This window comes from Rahnella laticis (assembly GCF_015644585.1).
In the GTDB taxonomy this organism is placed as follows: Bacteria; Pseudomonadota; Gammaproteobacteria; order Enterobacterales; family Enterobacteriaceae; genus Rahnella; species Rahnella laticis.
On the sequence record NZ_JADOBI010000008.1, the window covers coordinates 197,595 to 219,278 of the forward strand.

Here is a 21,684-nt window from a genome sequence, read left to right on the forward strand (position 1 = left end):
TTGTTATTTAATAGCCAGTGGCTCGCATAAGCATTGGAATAACACCTATCAGGCATAATAAGGATAAAGGAAAATATCATGAGCAGAGTCATGGATATTATCTCTCGTAAAACATCATTGAAAAATGAGTTTACTGCACAAGGGAATGCAGCTGTCGCAATGAATGAATCCGGCATTGTCGTTATTCATGGCTCGGCAAAAGATGTTGCCAGCTATGAACGTAACGGGAATGACCTGATTATTCACATGAAGGACGGCTCCGTTATTCGTTGCGTAGGATATTTCGAGAATATCGGACAGGACGACGAGAATAAACTGGTCTTTCAGGATGAAAACCAGGGGCTGACTGAAGTCAGTTTCCCGGATGCCGCTGTGGCTCATGATACGCCTGCCTTTGCTCTCCACGCGGTTGAAACGCCGCTGGCGGGTATTGAACCGCTGTTGCTGAGCAGCACAGAAGTCACGGTCGAGTGGCCGTATTTGCTCGCGGGCGTGCTCGGCGCGGGTGCTGCTGGCGCATTGCTGGGGCACGGCGGCGGCACAGATGAAAAAACCAAAGTCATTGATAACACGAAAGATGTTGAAGTGGCGCAGCCGACGTTCCTCGTCACCGATACGCAGGGCGACAAGCAGGGCATTCTTGCCGACCGGGACATCACCGACGACACGCGCCCGACCTTCACCGGTACCGGTTATCCGGGCGCGGACATCTCGATTGTGGACAGCAGCGGCAACATCATTGCTACTGCGGTGGTCGGCGCAAACGGCCAGTGGACCGCCCAGCTGGCGGCGCAGTCTGCCGGTAAGCACACTTACATTGTGGTGCAGGAAAGCAACGGTTCCACCACCACGGCGGGCACCATCACGCTGAATGTCGTGACGACCCCTTCCGCGCTGACCATTGACACCATCGCCGGTGACAACGTGCTCAATGCCGCAGAAGCCGCGGCAGATATGACGATTTCCGGCAAAAGTGACAACCTGGCCGCAGGCACCACGGTTACCGTGACCCTGAATGGCGCAAGCTGGCAAACCACCGTGGGCGCAGACGGCTCATGGTCAGTCAGTGTTCCACACGCCAATGTCAGCGCACTGGCGGATGGCGTGCATTCCGTGCAGGTCAGCGGTGTGGATTCCGCAGGCAACACCATCACTTCAAATTCCACCCTGAATGTTGATACTCAGCCTCCTTCGCTGACCATCGGCACACTGGCGGGCGATAACATTCTTAATGCGGCCGAAGCGGGTGCAGACGTTGTGCTGAGCGGCACTTCAACGGCGGAAGCGGGCCAGGTCGTGACGATCTCCCTGAACGGCCAGACGTACACCGCCATTGTCGGCGCAGACGGCAACTGGGCAGTTAACCTGCCTGCGGCACAGGCGGGCGCGCTTCAGGACGGTAATGTTTCCGTCAGCGCGTCGGTCAGCGATGCGGCCGGTAACAGCACGACTGCGACGCAAGATTTGCGCGTCGATACCACGGTTCCGGTGATCACCATCAACACCATTGCCGGGGATAATATCCTCAATAGCGCTGAACAGACTCAGGCGCAAATCGTCAGCGGCACCAGCACCGGCGCAGAAGCGGGCGACACGGTCACGCTGGTCGTCAATGGTCAGACTTACACCACCACCGTCGCGGCCGATGGCTCCTGGAGCGTCGGTTTGCCGCCGTCTGTTTTCAGCGCCGTCGCCGATGGCAGTTACCCGATCAGCGTCAGCATTACCGATAAAGCGGGCAATACCGGCTCGCAGAACACCGCGGTGCTGGTGTCTTCAGAAGTCCCGGAACTGGCGATCAACACCGTTGCGCTTGATGATGTGATCAACGCTATCGGGAAAAGCGAAGCACTGGTCATCACCGGTACCAGCAACAGTGCCGACGGAACGCCGGTCAGCCTGACGCTCAACGGCGTGACTTATTCCGGCACCATTAATGGCGGAAACTGGTCCGTTACCGTGCCTGCTTCCGATGTCTCGAAACTCGGCGAAGCAAACTACCAGCTTTCCGCCACCAGCACGGACGCCGAAGGTAACACCGGCAACGCGACCCACAACGTCCTCGTGGATTCCGCGCTTCCGGTTGTCACTATTGCGGTGACCGCGGGCGATGACATCATTAATGCCACCGAAATTGAAGCAGCGCAGATTGTCAGCGGTAAAGTCTCGAATGCCGCAGCAGGTGATGTTGTCACTGTCACCGTGGGCGGAAATTCTTACACCACTACGGTTCAGGATGACCTGAGCTGGAGCGTCAGCGTGCCTTCGGCTGACCTGAAAGGCTTCGGCGACGGCGATCTGAATATCACCGCCACCGTGACCAACCAGAATGGCAATACCGGCACCGTAGATCGCGAAATCGTGATTGACGCCGGTCTGCCGGGCCTGCGCATCGATACGGTGGCGGGCGACGACATCGTCAACAGTATTGAAGTTCAGCAAAACCAGATCATCAGCGGCACCAGCTCGGACATCGCGGCGGGCAGCAGCGTCACCGTCACGGTTAACGGCATCGATTATCAGGCTACCGTTGGCGCGAACGGCGCATGGTCTGCGGCCGTTCCGGCGGCGGATGTGGCGAACTGGCCAGCGGGCGCGCTCAATATCAGCGTGACCGGCTCCGATGCATCGGGCAACAGCGTGACGATCTCCAATAACGTGACCGTGGATCTGAGCAGTGTGGCGATCTCCGTCGATACCATCGCGGCAGATAACATCATTAATGCAGCTGAAAAAGCCGCAGACCTGACGCTGACCGGCACCACGCAGAACGTGGAAGCGGGGCAGAATGTCACCGTAAACTTTGCCGGTGGCAGTTATTCCGCGACCGTTCAGGCCGATGGCAGCTGGAGCGTGACCGTTCCTGCCGCCGATCTCCGCACGCTGAAAGAGGGCGACACCACCGTCAGCGTCAGCGTAACCAACGTGGCGGGCAACAGCGCGAGCGCCGCGCAGGATGCAACGGTCGATACTCTCGCGCCGACGATCACAATGAACACCATCTCCGGTGATAACGTGCTGAACAGCGCGGAAGCGGGCGCGGATGTTGTGCTGAGCGGGACGTCTACGGCCGAAGCGGGTCAGGTTGTCACGATCACGCTGAACGGCCAGACCTACACCGCGACCGTGGCGGCGGACGGCACCTGGAGCACCTCCGTTCCGGCAGCCGACGCGGCGGCTCTGGCTGACGGCACCTATTCCGTGAGCGCAACGGTGACTGACATTGCCGGTAATGGCGCGAGCGCGAATGGCTCATTGCTAGTGGATGTGACTGCGCCGACGCTGACCATTAACACGATTTCCGGCGACGACATTATTAACGCGCAGGAACATCAGCAGAACCTGATGATCTCCGGCAGCAGCACCGGCGTGCCTGCGGGCGGGCTGGTGACGGTCGAAATCAACGGCGTTTCTTACACCGCAGTGGTCGACGCCAGCGGCAACTGGAGCACCGGCGTTCCGGCTGCGGCTGTCAGTGCGATTACCGACGGCAGCTACACCGTCACCGCCACCGTGAAAGACGCGGCGGGCAACGACGGCGCGGCGTCTCACGCGGTTACCGTGGACACCGTTTCTCCGGTGCTGACGATTAACACCGTCGCGGCAGACGACGTCATTAACGCCGTGGAAAAAGGCGAAGCGCTGACCGTCAGCGGCACCAGCGACGGCGCGGACGGCACAACGGTTACCCTGAACTTCAACGGCCAGAACTACACCGCAACCGTCACGAACGGCGCATGGACGCTGGACGTTCCGGCGGCAGACGTCGCAAAACTGGGCGAAGCGGATTACACCCTGACCGCCAGCAGCACCGACGCGGCGGGCAACACCGGCAACACCACGCACGTTGTGCTGGTGGACAGCTCATTGCCGACCGTGAGCATCAATCCGGTGGCGACCGATAACGTCATCAACGCGACCGAAATTAACGCCGATCAGCTGATCAGCGGCAAGGTCACCAATGCGGCGGCCGGTGACGTTGTCACTATCACACTTGGCGGCAAGTCCTACACGGCAACGGTTCAGGGCGATCTGAGCTGGAGCGTCAGCGTGCCTTCGGCTGACCTGAAAGGGTTCGGCGACGGCGACCTGACCGTCAGCGCTACTGTCACCAATCAGCACGGCAACACCGCGTCGAATGACCGTGAGATCAGCATCGACGCCGGTCTGCCGGGTCTGCGTATTAATACCGTTGCGGGCGACGACATCGTCAACAGCATCGAGATCCAGCAAAACCAGATCATCAGCGGCACCAGTTCGGATATCGCGGCAGGCAGCAGCGTGACTGTTACCGTTAACGGTATCGATTATCAGGCAACGGTTGGCGCGAACGGCGCATGGTCTGCGGCCGTTCCGGCGGCAGACGTGGCGAACTGGCCAGCGGGCGCGCTCAATATCAGCGTGACCGGCTCTGATACGTCCGGTAATACCGTCACCATTTCCAATAACGTGACCGTTGATTTAAGCAGTGTGGCGATCTCGGTCGATACCATCGCAGCCGACGACATCATTAACGCAGCAGAAAAAGCGGCAGATCTCACCCTGACCGGCACCACGCAGAACGTGGAAGCAGGCCAGACCGTGACCGTGAACTTTGCGGGCCACAACTACACGGCGCAGGTTCAGGCAGACGGCAGCTGGAGCGTCACCGTTCCGGCAGGCGACATGACTTCCCTGAAAGACGGCGACGTCACTGCAACGGCGACGGTCACTAACGTGGCGGGCAACAGCGCGAGCGCGGCGAATACCGCGGAAGTGGATGCGTCTGCGCCAGCGCTGACCATCAACGTGATCGCCGGTGACAACGTGCTGAACAGCGCGGAAGCGGGCGCGGACGTTGTGCTGAGCGGCACGTCTACGGCGGAAGCGGGTCAGATTGTCACGATCACGCTGAATGGCCAGACCTACACCGCAACCGTTGCGGCAGACGGCACCTGGAGCACCCCCGTTCCGGCAGCCGACGCGGCAGCAATGGCTGACGGCACCTATTCGGTCAGTGCGGTTGTTACCGATATCGCAGGCAACGGCGCAAGCGCGAATGGTTCTTTGCTGGTGGACGTGACTGCGCCAACGCTGACCATTAACACCATTTCCGGCGACGACATTATTAACGCGCAGGAACATCAGCAGAACCTGATGATCTCCGGCAGCAGCACCGGCGTGCCTGTGGGCGGGCTGGTGACGGTTGAGATCAACGGCGTTTCTTACACCGCAGTGGTCGACGCCAGCGGCAACTGGAGCACCGGCGTTCCGGCTGCGGCTGTCAGTGCGATTACCGACGGCAGCTACACCGTCACCGCCACCGTGAAAGACGCGGCGGGCAACGACGGCTCAGCGTCTCATGCGGTTACCGTGGACACCGTTTCTCCGGTGCTGACGATCAATACCGTGGCGGCAGACGACGTCATTAACGCCGTCGAAAAAGGTGAAGCGCTGACCGTCAGCGGCATCAGCGACGGTGCGGACGGCACAGTTGTTACCCTGAACTTCAACGGCCAGAACTACACCGCAACCGTCACGAATGGCGCATGGACGCTGAACGTTCCGGCGGCAGACGTCGCGAAACTGGGCGAAGCGGATTACACCCTGACCGCCAGCAGCACCGACGCGGCGGGCAACACCGGCAATACCACGCACGTGGTGCTGGTCGACAGCTCATTGCCGACCGTGAGCATCAATCCGGTGGCGACCGATAACGTCATCAACGCGACCGAAATCAGCGCCGATCAGCTGATCAGCGGCAAGGTCACCAATGCGGCAGCCGGTGACGTTGTCACTATCACACTTGGCGGCAAGTCCTACACGGCAACGGTTCAGGATGACCTGAGCTGGAGCATCAGCGTGCCTTCGGCTGACCTGAAAGGGTTCGGCGACGGCGATCTGACCGTCAGCGCTACTGTCACCAATCAGCACGGCAACACCGCGTCGAATGACCGTGAAATCAACATCGACGCCGGTCTGCCGGGTCTGCGTATTGATACCGTTGCGGGCGACGACATCGTCAACAGCATCGAAATTCAGCAAAACCAGATCATCAGCGGCACCAGCTCGGATATCCCGGCGGGCAGCAGCGTCACCGTGACAGTGAACGGCATTGATTATCAGGCAACGGTTGGCGCGAACGGCGCATGGTCTGCGGCCGTTCCGGCGGCAGATGTGGCGAACTGGCCAGCGGGTCAGTTAGCGATCACCGTGACCGGCTCCGACGCGTCCGGTAATACCGTCAACATTTCCAACAATGTGACCGTGGATCTGAGCAGCGTGGCGATCTCGGTCGATACCATCGCAGCCGACGACATCATTAACGCAGCGGAAAAAGCGGCAGATCTGACCCTGACCGGCACCACGCAGAACGTGGAAGCTGGCCAGACCGTGACCGTGAACTTTGCGGGTCACAACTACACCGCGCAGGTTCAGGCAGACGGCAGCTGGAGCGTCACCGTTCCGGCGGGCGACATGACCAGCCTGAAAGACGGCGACGTCACTGCAAGCGCGACAGTCACTAACGTGGCGGGCAACAGCGCGAGCGCGGCGAATACCGCGGAAGTGGACGCGTCTGCGCCAACGCTGACCATCAACGTTATTGCCGGTGACAATGTACTCAACAGTGCGGAAGCAGGTGCGGACGTTGTGCTGAGCGGCACGTCTACGGCGGAAGCCGGTCAGGTTGTCACGATCACGCTGAACGGCCAGACCTACACCGCGACCGTGGCGGCAGACGGCACCTGGAGCACCTCCGTTCCGGCAGCCGACGCGGCAGCAATGGCTGACGGCACCTATCCGGTCAGTGCGGTTGTTACCGATATCGCAGGCAACGGCGCGAGCGCGAATGGTTCTTTGCTGGTGGATGTGACTGCGCCAACGCTGACCATCAACACGATTTCCGGCGACGACATTATTAACGCGCAGGAACATCAGCAGAACCTGATGATCTCCGGCAGCAGCACGGGCGTGCCTGCGGGCGGGCTGGTGACGGTCGAAATCAACGGTGTTTCTTACACCGCAGTGGTCGACGCCAGCGGCAACTGGAGCACCGGCGTTCCGGCTGCGGCTGTCAGTGCGATCACCGACGGCAGCTACTCCGTCACCGCCACCGTGAAAGACGCGGCGGGCAACGACGGCGCGGCGACTCACTCGGTTACCGTGGACACCGTTTCTCCGGTGCTGACGATCAATACCGTGGCGGCAGACGACGTCATTAACGCCGTCGAAAAAGGCCAAGCGCTGACCGTCAGCGGCACCAGCGACGGTGCGGATGGCACAACGGTTACCCTGAACTTCAACGGCCAGAACTACACCGCAACCGTCACGAACGGCGCATGGACGCTCGACGTTCCGGCGGCGGATGTGGCAAAACTCGGCGAAGCGGATTACACCCTGACCGCCAGCAGCACCGACGCGGCGGGCAACACCGGCAACACCACGCACGTTGTTCTGGTGGACAGCTCGCTGCCGACCGTGAGCATCAATCCGGTGGCGACCGATAACATCATTAACGCGACCGAAATCAGCGTCGATCAGCTGATCAGCGGCAAGGTCACCAATGCGGCAGCCGGTGACGTTGTCACTATTACGCTCGGCGGGAAGTCTTATACGGCAACGGTTCAGGGCGATCTGAGCTGGAGCGTCAGCGTGCCTTCGGCTGACCTGAAAGGGTTCGGCGACGGCGATCTGACCGTCAGCGCCAGCGTGACCAATCAGCACGGCAACACCAGCAGCAGCGATCGTGAAATCAACATCGACGCCGGTCTGCCGGGTCTGCGTATTGATACCGTTGCGGGCGACGACATCGTCAACAGCATCGAAATTCAGCAAAACCAGATCATCAGCGGCACCAGTTCGGATATCGCGGCAGGCAGCAGCGTCACCGTCACGGTTAACGGCATCGATTATCACGCAACGGTCGGCGCGAACGGCGCATGGTCTGCGGCCGTTCCGGCAGCGGACGTGGCGAACTGGCCAGCGGGCGCGCTCAATATCAGCGTGACCGGCTCTGACGCGTCCGGTAATACCGTCACCATTTCCAACAACGTGACCGTTGATTTAAGCAGTGTGGCAATATCCGTCGATACCATCGCAGCCGACGACATGATTAACGCAGCTGAAAAAGCGGCGGATCTCACCCTGACCGGCACCACGCAAAACGTGGAAGCAGGCCAGACCGTGACTGTTAACTTTGCGGGGCATAATTACACCGCGCAGGTGCAGGCAGATGGCAGCTGGAGCGTCACCGTTCCGGCGGGCGACATGACCAGCCTGAAAGACGGCGACGTCACTGCAACCGCGACGGTCACTAACGTGGCAGGCAACAGCGCGAGCGCGGCGAATACGGCGGAAGTAGATGCGTCTGCACCGGTCGTGACGATCAACAGTATCAGCGCGGGCGATGTGCTGAGCGCGGTTAATGCCGGTACGGATGTTGTGCTGAGCGGTACATCAACGGCGCAGGCGGGCCAGACGGTGACCATCGTGATGGGCACCGAAACCTTCACCGCGACCGTTGCGGCGGACGGCACCTGGACCACCAGCGTCGCGAACACCGTGTTCTCCGGTCTGAACGACGGTGCTTACACCATGACTGCCAGCGTTACCGATATTGCAGGTAACCCGGCGACGGCAACCGGCACCGCGCAGGTTGATCAGACCGCACCTGTCGTCACTGTCAACGTGGTGGCGGGCGACAACGTCATTAACAGCACCGAGCACGGGCAGGCGCAGGTCATCAGCGGCACTGTGACCGGCGTGGACATTGGCACCGTCGTGACCGTGACCATTAATGGCGTGAATTATTCCGCTATCAGCGATGCCAGCGGCAAGTGGAGCATCGGCGTTCCGGCTGACGTGGTCAGCGGTCTGGCGGACGGCAGCTACACCGTTGCCGCCTCTGTTACCGATCTGGCCGGAAATACCGGTTCTGCGAGCCAGAATGTTGTGGTCAATACCACTGCGCCCGTCTTTGTTATCAATGATATGGCGGGCGGCGATAATGTGCTCAATGCCACCGAAGCCCTGACCACACTGACCGTTACGGGTACGGTGACCGGGCTCGCGGACGGCGCGCAGGTGATTGTGACGCTGAACGGCCTGAACTATACGGGAACCGTGAACGGCGGCATGTGGAGTGCAGATATTCCGGCCAGCGCGCTGGCGAATCTGGGGCAGGCGCTCTATCAGGTCAGCGTCAGCGGCACCGACGTGAATGGCAATACCGGTTCTGTTTCCAAAGGGCTGCAAACGGCTTCTGATAATCCTTCCGTCACCATCAATACGGTAGCGGGCGATGACGTGATTAATGCGACCGAAGTGACGCAGGATCAGGTGATCAGTGGTTCCGTGACGCATGCAGAAGCAGGCCAGACGGTCACCGTGACCGTCGGCGGGAAAACCTATACGGCGCAAGTGCAGAGCGATTTTACCTGGAGCATTACCGTTCCTGCGGCCGATCTTGCCGCGATGGGCGACGGCAGCCTGAACATTTCCGCCAGCGTCACTAACGTCAGTGGTAATGAAGGTTCCGGCGATCGCAATATCGCTATCGATGCCGCGCTTCCGGGCCTGCGCATCGGCACGATTGCGGGCGACGACATCGTCAACAGCATCGAGATCCAGCAAAACCAGATCATCAGCGGTACCAGCAACGGGCTGGCGGCGGGCAGCAGCGTCACCGTGACAGTGAACGGAATTGACTATCAGGCCACCGTCGGCGTCAACGGTAACTGGTCTGCGCCGGTTCCGGCTGCGGACGTTGCAAACTGGCCTGCCGGTGAGCTGGCCGTTTCCGTCACCGGCGTCAGCCAGGCCGGAAACAGCGTGACGATCAGCAACACCATCACGGTGGATCTGAGCAGTGTCAGCATTGCTATCGACGCGGTGTCTGCGGACAACATGCTGAATGCGGCAGAGAAAGCGGCGGATCTGACCCTGAGCGGCAGCACGCAAAACGTGGAAGCCGGGCAGAATGTGACGGTGATTTTCGCCGGTCACAGCTACACCGCTCAGGTTCAGACTGACGGCTCCTGGAGCCTGACAGTTCCGGCTGCGGACATGAAAAATCTGAAAGACGGCGACACGTCCGTGAGCGTCAGCGTGACCAACACGGCGGGTAACAGCGCCAGCGCTGCGCAGGATGTGACAGTCGATACCCTCGCGCCGACGATCACGATGAACACCATTGCCGGTGACAACGTGCTGAATCTGGCGGAAGCGAGCGCCGACGTCATTATCAGCGGTACCACCACGGCGGAACCGGGCCAGATTGTCACCGTGGCCGGGTATACCTCGGTTGTGGCGGCGGACGGCACCTGGAGCGTGACGATCCCGGCGGCTGACGCGGGCATTCTCACAGACGGCACGTTCACCATCACCGCATCCGTCAGCGATGTGGCGGGCAACCGCGTCACGGTTGAGCATGATTTGCTGGTGGATATCACGCCGCCAACGCTGGCCATCAACACCATTTCCGGCGATGACGTGATCAACGCGCAGGAACTTCAGCAGAACCTGATGATCTCCGGCAGCAGCACCGGCGTTCCGGCAGGCGGCCTGGTGACGATTGAGATCAACGGCAAAACCTACACGGCGGCCGTGGATGCTCAGGGCAACTGGAGCACCGGCATTCCGGCGTCTGCGGTCAGCGCAATGACCGACGGCAGTTACACTGTCACGGCAACCGTGAAAGATGCCGCGGGCAATGACGGCTCTGCAACGCATGCGGTTACCGTTGATACCGTTTCTCCGGTTCTGACGATTAACACCGTCGCCACGGATGACGTCATCAACGCCACCGAAAAAGGCCAAGCGCTGACCGTCAGCGGCACCAGCGACGGTGCGGACGGCACAGTTGTTACCCTGAACTTCAACGGCCAGAACTACACCGCAACCGTCACGAACGGCGCATGGACGCTGGACGTTCCGGCGGCCGACGTGGCAAAACTGGGCGAAGCGGATTACACGCTGACCGCCAGCAGCACTGACGCGGCGGGCAACACCGGCAACACCACGCACGTTGTGCTGGTCGACAGCTCACTGCCAACCGTGAACATCGGCGCATTCGCCACGGATAACATCGTTAACGCGACGGAAATCAATGCGGATCAGCTGGTGAGCGGCACCGTGACTAACGCGGCGGCAGGCGATATCGTCACCATCACACTTGGCGGCAAGTCTTACACGGCAACGGTTCAGGGCGATCTGAGCTGGAGCGTCAGCGTGCCTTCCGCTGACCTGAAAGGCTTCGGCGACGGCGACCTGACAATCAGCGCCAGCGTGACCAATCAGCACGGCAACACCAGCAGCAGCGATCGTGAGATCAGCATCGACGCCGGTCTGCCGGGTCTGCGTATGGATACCGTTGCGGGCGACGACATCGTCAACAGCATCGAAATTCAGCAAAACCAGATCATCAGCGGCACCAGCACCGATATCGCACCGGGCAGCAGCGTCACCGTCACGGTTAACGGCATTGATTATCAGGCTACCGTTGGCGCGAACGGCGCATGGTCTGCGGCCGTTCCGGCAGCGGACGTTTCGAACTGGCCAGCGGGCGCGCTCAATATCAGCGTGACCGGCTCCGATACGTCCGGTAATACCGTCACCATTTCCAACAACGTGACCGTGGATCTGAGCAGCGTGGCGATCTCGGTCGATACCATCGCAGCCGACGACATTATTAACGCAGCAGAAAAAGCCGCGGACCTGACGCTGACCGGCACCACGCAGAACGTGGAAGCAGGTCAGACCGTGACCGTGAACTTTGCGGGCCACAACTATACGGCGCAGGTTCAGGCAGACGGCAGCTGGAGCGTCAAAGTTCCGGCGGGCGACATGACTGGCCTGAAAGACGGCGATGTCACCGCAACAGCCAGCGTGACCAACGTGGCAGGCAACAGCGCGAGCGCGGCGAACACGGCGGAAGTGGATGCGACAGCGCCAGCGCTGACCATCAACGTGATCGCCGGTGACAACGTGCTTAACAGCGCGGAAGCGGCTGCAAACGTTGTGCTGAGCGGGACCTCGACTGCTGAAGCGGGTCAGATTGTGACGATTACGCTTAACGGCCAGAACTACACCGCGACCGTGGCGGCGGACGGCACCTGGAGCACCTCCGTTCCTGCTTCCGTGGCTTCGGCTCTGGCGGACGGCACTTACGCGATCAGTGCGGTTGTCAGCGATATTGCCGGTAACAGCGCCAGCGCCAGCGGTTCGCTGCTGGTGGATGTCACCGCGCCGGTCGTTACGGTTAACACCGTGGCGGGCGACGATGTGCTGAACACCGCAGAACACGGGCAGGCGCAGGTGATTACCGGCGGCAGCACCGGCACCGTGCCGGGCAACGTAGTGACGCTGGTGATTGACGGCCACACCTACAGCACCGTCGTGGATGCCAGCGGCAACTGGAGCATCGGCGTTCCGGCCAGAGTGATCCAGGGTCTGGCGTCCGGCGATACCACGTTTGCGGTCAGCATTACCGACAGCGCGGGCAACACCGGCAGCCGCGACCACGTGATCACCGTGAACACCAACGCAGTCAGCCTGAGCATCGATACGATTGCGCAAGACGACATCATCAATGCGGCGGAAAAAGGCACCAGCCTGACGATTTCCGGCGGCAGCGATATGCTGGTTTCCGGTACCGAAGTGACCGTGATGCTGAACGGAAAAAGCTACACCGCCAGTGTAGATGCCACCGGCCACTGGACGCTGAGCGTTCCGGCAGCCGATATGGCGGCCATCACCGACGGCAATTACAGCGTCACGGCCAGCGCCAGCGATGCGACCGGAAATCCGGCCAATGCCACGCACAACGTGGTGGTCGATACCACGCCGCCAGCGCTGCTGATTAACCCGGTTACGGCCAGCGGAATGTTAAACGCGGTCGAGCTCGGCCAGCCGCTGACACTCAGCGGGACGTCCACGGCGCAGGCCGGTCAGACGGTCACCGTGACGTTCAACAATGAAACGTATACCACCACCGTGAATGGCAACGGCACCTGGTCGCTGAATATCCCTGCGGCGGACGTTGCCGCGCTGCCGGACGGTTCTCTGCCGGTCAGCGCCAGCGTCAGCGACGTGGCGGGGAATCCGGCGTCAGCCAGCACTTCTGTTCTGGTGGATACCGTGGCGCCAACGCTGACCATTAACACCATTGCCGGTGATGACGTTATCAACACCACCGAGCAGTTGGCGGGTCAGACCATCAGCGGCACCACGTCGGCGGAAGCGGGCCAGATTGTTACCGTGACGTTCAACAATCGCGAATACCACGCGACCGTGACGTCCACCGGTACCTGGAGCGTGAACGTTCCTGCGGCGGACTTTAACGGCGCGGCCGACGGCAGTTACACCGTCAGCGCCAGCGTCAGTGATGTGGCGGGCAACCCGGCAACGGGCGGTTCATCGGTCACGCTGAACGGCGCAGTGCCGGAAATCACCATCAACACCTTCGCGGCGGACGATGTGGTTAACGCCGCAGAGCACGGCACGTCGCTGGCCGTGACCGGAACCTCGACGGCTCCGGCCGGTTCAACGGTAACGGTGACCCTCAACGGTCAGAGCTATACCGCACAGGTTCAGAATGATCAGAGCTGGACGCTGAACCTGAGCGCCAATGCGGTGAGCGCGCTGGTGGATGGCGATAACTATGCCATCACGGCGTCGGTGACCAACAGCATCGGCAATACCGGCACGGCGACGCACGAAATTGCAGTCGATACGTCGGCACCGTCAATGACCATCACCATTGATTCAGTGAGCGATGACACCGGCCGCAGCAACAGTGATTTCGTGACCAGCGACACCACGATTACGCTCAAAGGCTCGCTTTCTGCGGCTCTGGGCAATGACGAGTCTGCACAAATCAGCCTGGATGGCGGGTTGACCTGGGTCACATTGACCGTGACCGGCACCACCTGGAACTATGCGCAGGGAAGCGCGCTGACAGACGGCAGCTACAGCTACACCGTGCGGGTGATTGACGCCGCCGGTAACGTCGGGTCTTCCGCGTCGCAGACGGTGGTGATTGACACCGTGGCACCGGACGCCAGCCAGTCCATCAGTATCGATGCGATTTCGCAGGATACCGGCCTGAGCAGCACTGACTTTATTACCAGCGACACCACGCTCAACCTGCGCGGAACGCTTGGCGCGGCGCTGGGTGCGGATGAATATGCGCAAATCAGTCTCGACGGTGGCAACACCTGGGCTGACGTGAGCATCAGCGGGCTGACCTGGACGTACATCGACGGCCGCACGCTGACCGACGGTGATTACAACTACCAGCTGCGCGTTATCGATCTGGCCGGAAATGTCGGAGCGACGGCAAGTCAGGTGGTTACCGTGGATACCACGGCACCGGACAGCAGCAAAACCATCACTATTGATGCGATCAGTACCGATACCGGCCTGAGCAGCAGTGACTTTGTGACCAGCGACACCTCGCTGACCGTCACCGGTACGCTGGGCAAAACGCTGGCCGCCGATGAAGTGGTGCAGGTGAGCGTTGACGGCGGTCTGACGTGGGCGAATGCGACCACGATCGGCACCGGCTGGACGTTTGCCGATGGCCGCACGCTGACCGACGGGGATTACACCTATAACGTCCGCGTGGTGGATACCGCCGGAAACGTCGGCAACGTGACCTCCAAAGTGGTCACCGTCGATACCGTTGCGCCGGACAGCAGCAAAACCGTGACCATCGACAGCGTCAGCACCGATACCGGCATTTCTGCCAGCGATTTTGTGACCAGCGATACCTCGCTGACGGTCACCGGATCTATCGGCGCGGCGCTGGGCGCAGGCGAAGTGGTGCAGATCAGCGTCGATAACGGCGCGACCTGGACCACCGTTTCGCTGTCCGGCAGCACCTGGACATACACCGACGGTCGCACGCTGACCGACGGCCAGACGCTGTATCAGGTTCGCGTGGTGGATCAGGCCGGAAACGTCGGTCAGACCGCGCAGCAGGTGGTGACGATTGACACCACGGCGCCGACGCAAATCATCACCATCGGTGCGATCAGCAACGATACCGGTGACTACGCGAACGACTTCATCACCAGTGATAACACGCTGACGATGTCGGGCACCCTGAACGCCACGCTGGCGACTGACGAGAGGGCGCAAATCAGCCTCAATGGCGGTCTGACCTGGACTGACGTAGTGGTTAACGGGCAGTCATGGAGCTATGACGCAACCGGCACCGTTCTTGCTGACGGCAATTACAACGTTCAGGTTCGGGTTATCGATCAGGCCGGTAACACCGGCACGGTCAGCAGCCAGACCGTGGTGATTGATACGCTGAACCCGGAAGCGGTGGCGAGCATCGTTCAGTATTCCGATGACGAAGGTGACCGTAAAGGATCGTTCGGTTCCGGCACTTACACCGATGAAACCGCACCGACGCTGAGCGGCACGCTGAGCAAGGCGCTGGCCGATGGCGAAGTGCTGAAGATCTACCGTAACGGCGTGTTTGTAGGCGTCGCGACGGTGGTCGGTCTGGCCTGGACCTTCGCGGATTCCGCGCTGGCGGACGGCACATACGTGTACGTCGCGAAAGCGCAGGATCTGGCGGGGAATACCACGCCATCGGGCGATTTCACCCTGACGGTGGATACCTCGATTCCGACCACGATTGCCACCGTGACGGCCGAATCCACGCAGGATACGACGCCGATCATCAGCGGTACGTTGTCCGAAGCGCTGGGCGAAGGCATGTATGTTCAGGTAGTGGTAAATGGCGTGACGTACACGTCCGAAACGGGCGGCGCAGTGGTGGTCGATCCGCTGAACAATACCTGGTACTTGCAGGTTCCGGGGGCGCTGGGGCTGGCAAGTTATAACGTCACGGCACAGGTGCGCAGCAGTGCGGGCAACGGGAACGATGCAGGTATCGACACCAGCGCCATCATTGTTTATGCCGAAACCGCCGTGGACACCAGCTGGGCGACCACTGCGGGTTCGACGTCCACCAATGCCATGGCTTTCAGCCTGAACAGCAGTGGTTTGTGGAACATTGTCACCGGGATCTCGGATTACACCAGTTCCGGCCTGAACAGCTATTCCGGCACCACGTTAACCAACACCCGTGGCAACATCGTGGTGAGTTACACGCTGGCGGATACCGACCGTAACGGCACGTCAGATATTTATGCGACGGAAACCAACTACGGCGGCAGCATTCAGGGTAAATGGACCGCAAATGCAGACGGCACGTACACCTACGGCCAGCAGGCGATCGGCACCACCATCTGGTACGGCGGCGTGATTGCCTATGACAAAACCGGCGACGGTTGGGTGGATCTGGCGTACGGCGATGCCGGGGGTGACTCACGCAGTTATCTGGTGAACAACAAGGGCGTTCTGACCGCTGACGGCACCAACGGCGCGGCGGGTCTCGCGGGTGTGACGTACCGTGAAATCTCCGGCGTGGATATCAACAACGACGGTACGGTCGATATCGTTCAGCACACCAACCGTAACGGCGCGTATGCCCTGACGGTAGTGAGCAACAACGGCACCGGCTCGCTGACGGAAACGCAAAGCATCGCTAACGTGTTTATCCCGAATGCCGCCAACTCGACCACCGCAGTGTCGATGACCTGGGCGGACTTCAACGGCGATGGCCTGATGGACCTGTACATTTCAACCGGTCTGAACTCCAGCGGCGGATACAACTACGGCGGCATGATCTACTACAACAACGGGACGGGCGGCTTGACGGCCACGCCAACCGCAGTAGAAACGGCGACCACCAACGCGGCATCTGGCGGGTATCTGTCAGCGGCTGTGGACTGGGACGGTGACGGTGACATGGACATCATCAAGTTCAGCACCTATTCCACCAGCCAGACCGCGACGCTGTACATGAACGACAGCACCGGCAAAGGCTGGACCAGCAGTCAGCTTGCCTCCGCACTGGTGAACGTGACGGGGATTGCGACGCTCGACTACGACTGGAACGGGACGCAGGACCTGCTGGTTTCGCAGGCCAACGGCAAAGTGGTGTACATCGCCAACAACAACACCATTGCTGACGGCACGGCCATTCACCTGCGCATTCTCGACGGCGAAGGGATGAACGTGTTCTACGGCAACACGGTGCAGCTGTACAACTCAGCCGGCCAGCTGGTGGCGTCGCAGATCATCAACGCCCAGTCGGGTATCGGGATTAACGATGCCTCGGCGCTGGTGAACTTCTACGGGTTGGATCCGAATGAAACGTATTCGGCGGTGCTGGTGCGCAATATCAACGGCGTGTCGTCCAATGAAACCTGGAATGACCTGACCGCGGGTGACGGCACCACCAGCTACTCGTTAACGGCGGATGCAGCGACCGGCGGCACCAGCGGCACCATCACCGGTACCGGCTACAACGATACGTTTATCGCGGAAAACGGCACCTACGTGTACGACGGCTCCGGCGGCTGGAACACTTCGTCAGACCACGCGACATGGAGTGCCACCGGCGGTGAGGACATCGTCGATTTCCGCAATGCCACCAGCGGGATCACCGTGGATCTGAGCAGCAGTAACGCCCAGAACACCGGGTTCAACACGTCAACCTTCAAGAATATCGAAGGGATTGCCGGGTCGAACTACGACGATACGATCACCGGCAGTTCTGGCGATAACGTGTTCAACGGCCGTGGCGGCAACGACACTTTCAACTTAGGCAACGGCGGGCACGACACGCTGCTGTACAAGCTGATTAACAGTGCCGACGCCACCGGCGGTAACGGTTCTGACACCATCAACGGCTTTACGGTCGGGACATGGGAAGGCACGGCGAACTCAGACCGTCTGGATCTGAGCGAGCTGTTGCAGTCGGGCGGTTACACCGGCACCGGTTCAGCAAGCTACGTCAACGGCGTGGCCACGCTGAACGCCTCGGCGGGCAATATCACCGATTACCTGTCGGTGACGACCGAAGGCAACAACACCGTCATCAAGATTGATATGGATGGCAGCGGTTCAGCACAGTCGATGACCACCATCGCGACGCTGACCAACGTGCATACCGATCTGGCGACGTTGCTGGCGAACCATCAGCTGATTGTTGGCTAATCAGTAGCGGAAAGCGGAGCAGGGGAAACCCTCTGCTCCGCGGACCCGGATGGCCTGTTTATGCTCCGGAATGAGCGTGAAGAAAGACGATTTAGGGAAGAATGATGATGAAAAAAGACAACATGTTAGAGAAAGGCTACACCGCGTGGCTCAGCGCCATGCTCGATATCGCGAAACACTACCGGCTGGATTACTCAGAAGAACACGTGAAAACTACGGTCGCCTGGGAGATGGGCGCACCGGCAGACGTGATTCTTGATGAGATGGCAAAAAAACTGGGGCTGGGCCGCGTGACGCGTGATTTCCACCCGAACGATCTCGACCCGATGAGCGTGCCGTTCATCCTGACGCTCGACAACGGGCGGCTGGGCGTGGTGACACATCTGGACGCCAGCGGCCAGTGCGCCGTGCAATTTACCGAAGATCAGGGGCTCGAAACCACCCTGACATCAGAACAGCTGGCGGAACGCGCGAAAAGCATCACGCTTCTGCGCCCGCTGCACAGCATTCCCGATGCGCGCGTTGATAACTACATCAAGCCGTACAAGAAAAATTGGTTCTGGGATCTGGCGTTGAAAGACTGGCGTCGTTACAGCGACATCATGCTGGCCTCAATGATTGCCAACGTACTGGCGCTGGCGGGCATGTTGTTTTCCATGCAGGTTTACGACCGCGTGGTGCCGTCGCAGTCCGTCCCGACCTTATGGGTACTTTTCGGCGGCGTGATGCTGGCGATTACCTTTGAATTCGTGATGCGCATGGTGCGCGTCCATATTTCTGACGTGGTAGGGAAACGCGCCGATTTGCGCATTTCCGACCGCGTCTTTGGCCGTGCGCTGCGCATTAAAAATAGTGCGCGCTCGAAATCCACCGGCTCCTTTATTTCGCAAATCCGCGAACTGGAATCCGTGCGCGAGCTGATCACTTCGACCACGCTCAGCGCGCTGTCGGATCTGCCATTCTTCCTGCTGTTCACCGTGATTCTGTGGATGATCGGCGGCCCGCTGGTGTTTGTGGTGTTACTGGCGCTGCCTTTGCTGCTGATCCCCGGCATCCTGATCCAGAGACCTCTGGCGAAACTGGCCAACGAAGGGATGCGCGAATCGGCGGTGCGTAACGCCTCGCTGGTGGAAGCGGTGGAATCGCTCGAAGACATCAAACTGATGCGCGCCGAGCAGCGTTTCCAGAACCAGTGGAACCACTGCAACGAAGTGTCTGCCGAAATCAGCATGCGTCAGCGTTTTCTGACCAGCCTGCTGATGACCTGGACGCAGGAAGTGCAGTCGATTGTGTACGCTGTCGTGCTGCTGGTGGGTTGCTATCTGGTGATGAAGGGCGACATGACCACCGGTGCGCTGGTCGGTACGACCATTCTGGCATCCCGCACCATTGCACCGCTGGCGCAGATTTCCGGCGTGCTGTCGCGCTGGCAGCAGGCAAAGGTTGCGCGTAAAGGGCTGGATGAACTGATGCAACGCCCGATTGATCAGGAAAATGGCCAGAAGATGGTTCACAAGGCGCAGATCGCCGGTGAATACGCGTTCAGTGACGCGGTGTTTTATTACGACGAAGAAGCCAAAGCGGTGAATCTGGCGATTTCACGCCTGAACATCAAACCGGGCGAAAAGATTGCCATCCTCGGCAAAAACGGCGCCGGTAAATCGACGCTCCTGCAAGTGCTGGCCGGGATGCAACAGGTTCAGCAAGGGCAGGTGGTGCTCGATAACGTCAACATCAAACAGATCGACCCGGCAGATTTACGCCGCGACGTGGCGCTTCACAACCAGCACGCCCGCCTGTTCTTCGGCTCGGTGCATGAAAACATCACCATGGGACGCCCGCAGGCGACGGACGAAGAGATCCATGAAGCGCTGGTGATCAGCGGCGCGCTGGCGTTTGTTCAGCAAAAAGAGGACGGCCTGAACTTCCTCATTCACGAAGGCGGCGTCGGGCTTTCCGGCGGGCAACGTCAGGCGCTGTTGCTGGCGCGTAACATCATCACGCAGCCGCAGGTTTTACTGCTCGATGAGCCCACCGCGTGGCTGGACGAGATTTCCGAATGGAACCTGATTTCCCAGTTATCCACCTGGGGCAAAGACAAAACGCTGATTATTGCCACGCACCGTCTGGCGCTGTTGCAACTGGTCGATCGCATTATCGTCATGGATAACGGGCGCATTTCGCTCGACGGTAATAAGGATGAGATCCTGAACAAACACTTCAGGCCGAAAGGACAGACCGCTGCCGCCACTGCAAAACCGGCGACAAGCAAGGAGGCATCATAATGAAAAAGCCTAAACTCACGACCCGTCAGCGGGCTGAAAAATCCCTGCCGCGCTCGACCATTCTGGTCTGGTCGGTTTCGCTGATGCTTTTGTGTTTCTTCCTGTGGGCGAATTTTTACACGCTCGATGAAGTCACGACCGGCACCGGCAAAGTGATCCCGTCATCGCACGAACAGATTGTTCAGTCGCTGGAAGGCGGCATCGTGCACACCATCGACGTGCAGGAAGGGCAAGTGGTGGAACGCGGGCAGCGGCTGGCGCAGCTGGATCGCACCAAAACCGAATCCGGCGTACAGGAAAGCGTGGCGCGTTTGCATGCCGCGCTGGCGACCGCGGCGCGACTGACGGCGCAGATCAACAATACGCCGCTGACGTTCCCGGCAGAGCTGGATGACGAACCGGAGCTGGTGAAATCAGAAACCGAGCTGTACAACTCCAGCCGTAACAGCCTGGAGAAACAACTTTCCGGCCTGAAGCAGGGCGTATCGCTTATCCGCCGCGAGCTTTCAATGACCACGCCACTGGTCAAACAGGGCGCGGCCAGCGATGTGGAAGTACTGCGTCTGCAACGTCAGATTAACGAAATGGAAAGCAAAGCGACTGACCTGGAAACGCAATACAACGTGCGCGCTGGTGAGGAACTTGCCAAGGCCAATGCGGAGATCGAGGCGCAGCGCTCGGTGATTCTGGGGCGTAAAGACTCACTGAACCGCCTGGAATTCTTCTCGCCGGTGAAAGGCATCGTCAAAAATATTGACGTCAACACCGTCGGCGGCGTGATTCCGCCCAATGGCAAACTGATGACGCTGGTGCCGATTGACGACCAGATGCTGGTGGAAGCGCAAATCTCCCCGCGCGACGTGGCGTTTATCCACCCTGGCCAGAAAGCCAAGGTGAAAATCACCGCCTATGATTATTCCATTTACGGCAGTTTTGACGGCGAAGTTACGACGATTTCCCCGGACACCATCCAGGATGAAGTCCGCCGCGACGTGTACTATTACCGCGTCAACATCAAAACGCACGCCAACTATCTGGAAAATAAACACAAAGAAAAGTTCTATATCTTCCCCGGCATGATCGCCACGGTGGATATCAAAACCGGCAATAAAAGCATCCTCGATTATCTGCTGAAGCCGCTGAACAAAATGAACGAAGCAATGCGGGAACGTTAATAACGGCGTTGTGAGAAACGGAAAAACCCACGTGTGAACGTGGGTTTAATAAGATGGTCACCCCCACCCTGTGAGCGGTACGCTGACAGGGTGTTTTTCTTTCTGAAGGGGATCATCATGCAAAACGTTACGCTCATCGGTATTGACCTCGGCAAGCATTCGTT

The 21,684-nt window shown here is 59.8% G+C and carries 3 protein-coding genes; all 3 read left to right on the forward strand.

Annotated features, from left to right (window positions below; genetic code table 11):
* Positions 1-78: 78 nt before the first annotated feature.
* The 3 genes from IV433_RS18295 to IV433_RS18305 all read left to right on the forward strand — a co-directional run bounded on the left by IV433_RS18295 (position 79) and on the right by IV433_RS18305 (position 21,520).
* Positions 79-18,060, forward strand: coding sequence for an Ig-like domain-containing protein (locus IV433_RS18295; protein ID WP_195815354.1), 17,982 nt, complete (start codon positions 79-81; stop codon positions 18,058-18,060).
* Between the two features lie 107 nt (positions 18,061-18,167).
* Complete coding sequence (locus tag IV433_RS18300) at positions 18,168-20,345, forward strand: type I secretion system permease/ATPase (RefSeq protein WP_195815367.1); 2,178 nt, start codon at positions 18,168-18,170, stop codon at positions 20,343-20,345.
* On the forward strand, positions 20,345-21,520 hold the full coding sequence (locus IV433_RS18305) for an HlyD family type I secretion periplasmic adaptor subunit (protein WP_195815355.1): 1,176 nt from the start codon (positions 20,345-20,347) through the stop codon (positions 21,518-21,520). Before IV433_RS18300 ends, IV433_RS18305 begins: the two co-directional genes overlap by 1 nt.
* Positions 21,521-21,684: the final 164 nt, after the last annotated feature.

Bases quoted from the DNA above. Each gene is read 5' to 3' on its own strand.
- IV433_RS18295 (WP_195815354.1), top strand. From the start codon at position 79: ATGAGCAGAGTCATGGATATTATCTCTCGTAAAACATCATTGAAAAAT.
- IV433_RS18300 (WP_195815367.1), top strand. From the start codon at position 18,168: ATGAAAAAAGACAACATGTTAGAGAAAGGCTACACCGCGTGGCTCAGC.
- IV433_RS18305 (WP_195815355.1), top strand. From the start codon at position 20,345: ATGAAAAAGCCTAAACTCACGACCCGTCAGCGGGCTGAAAAATCCCTG.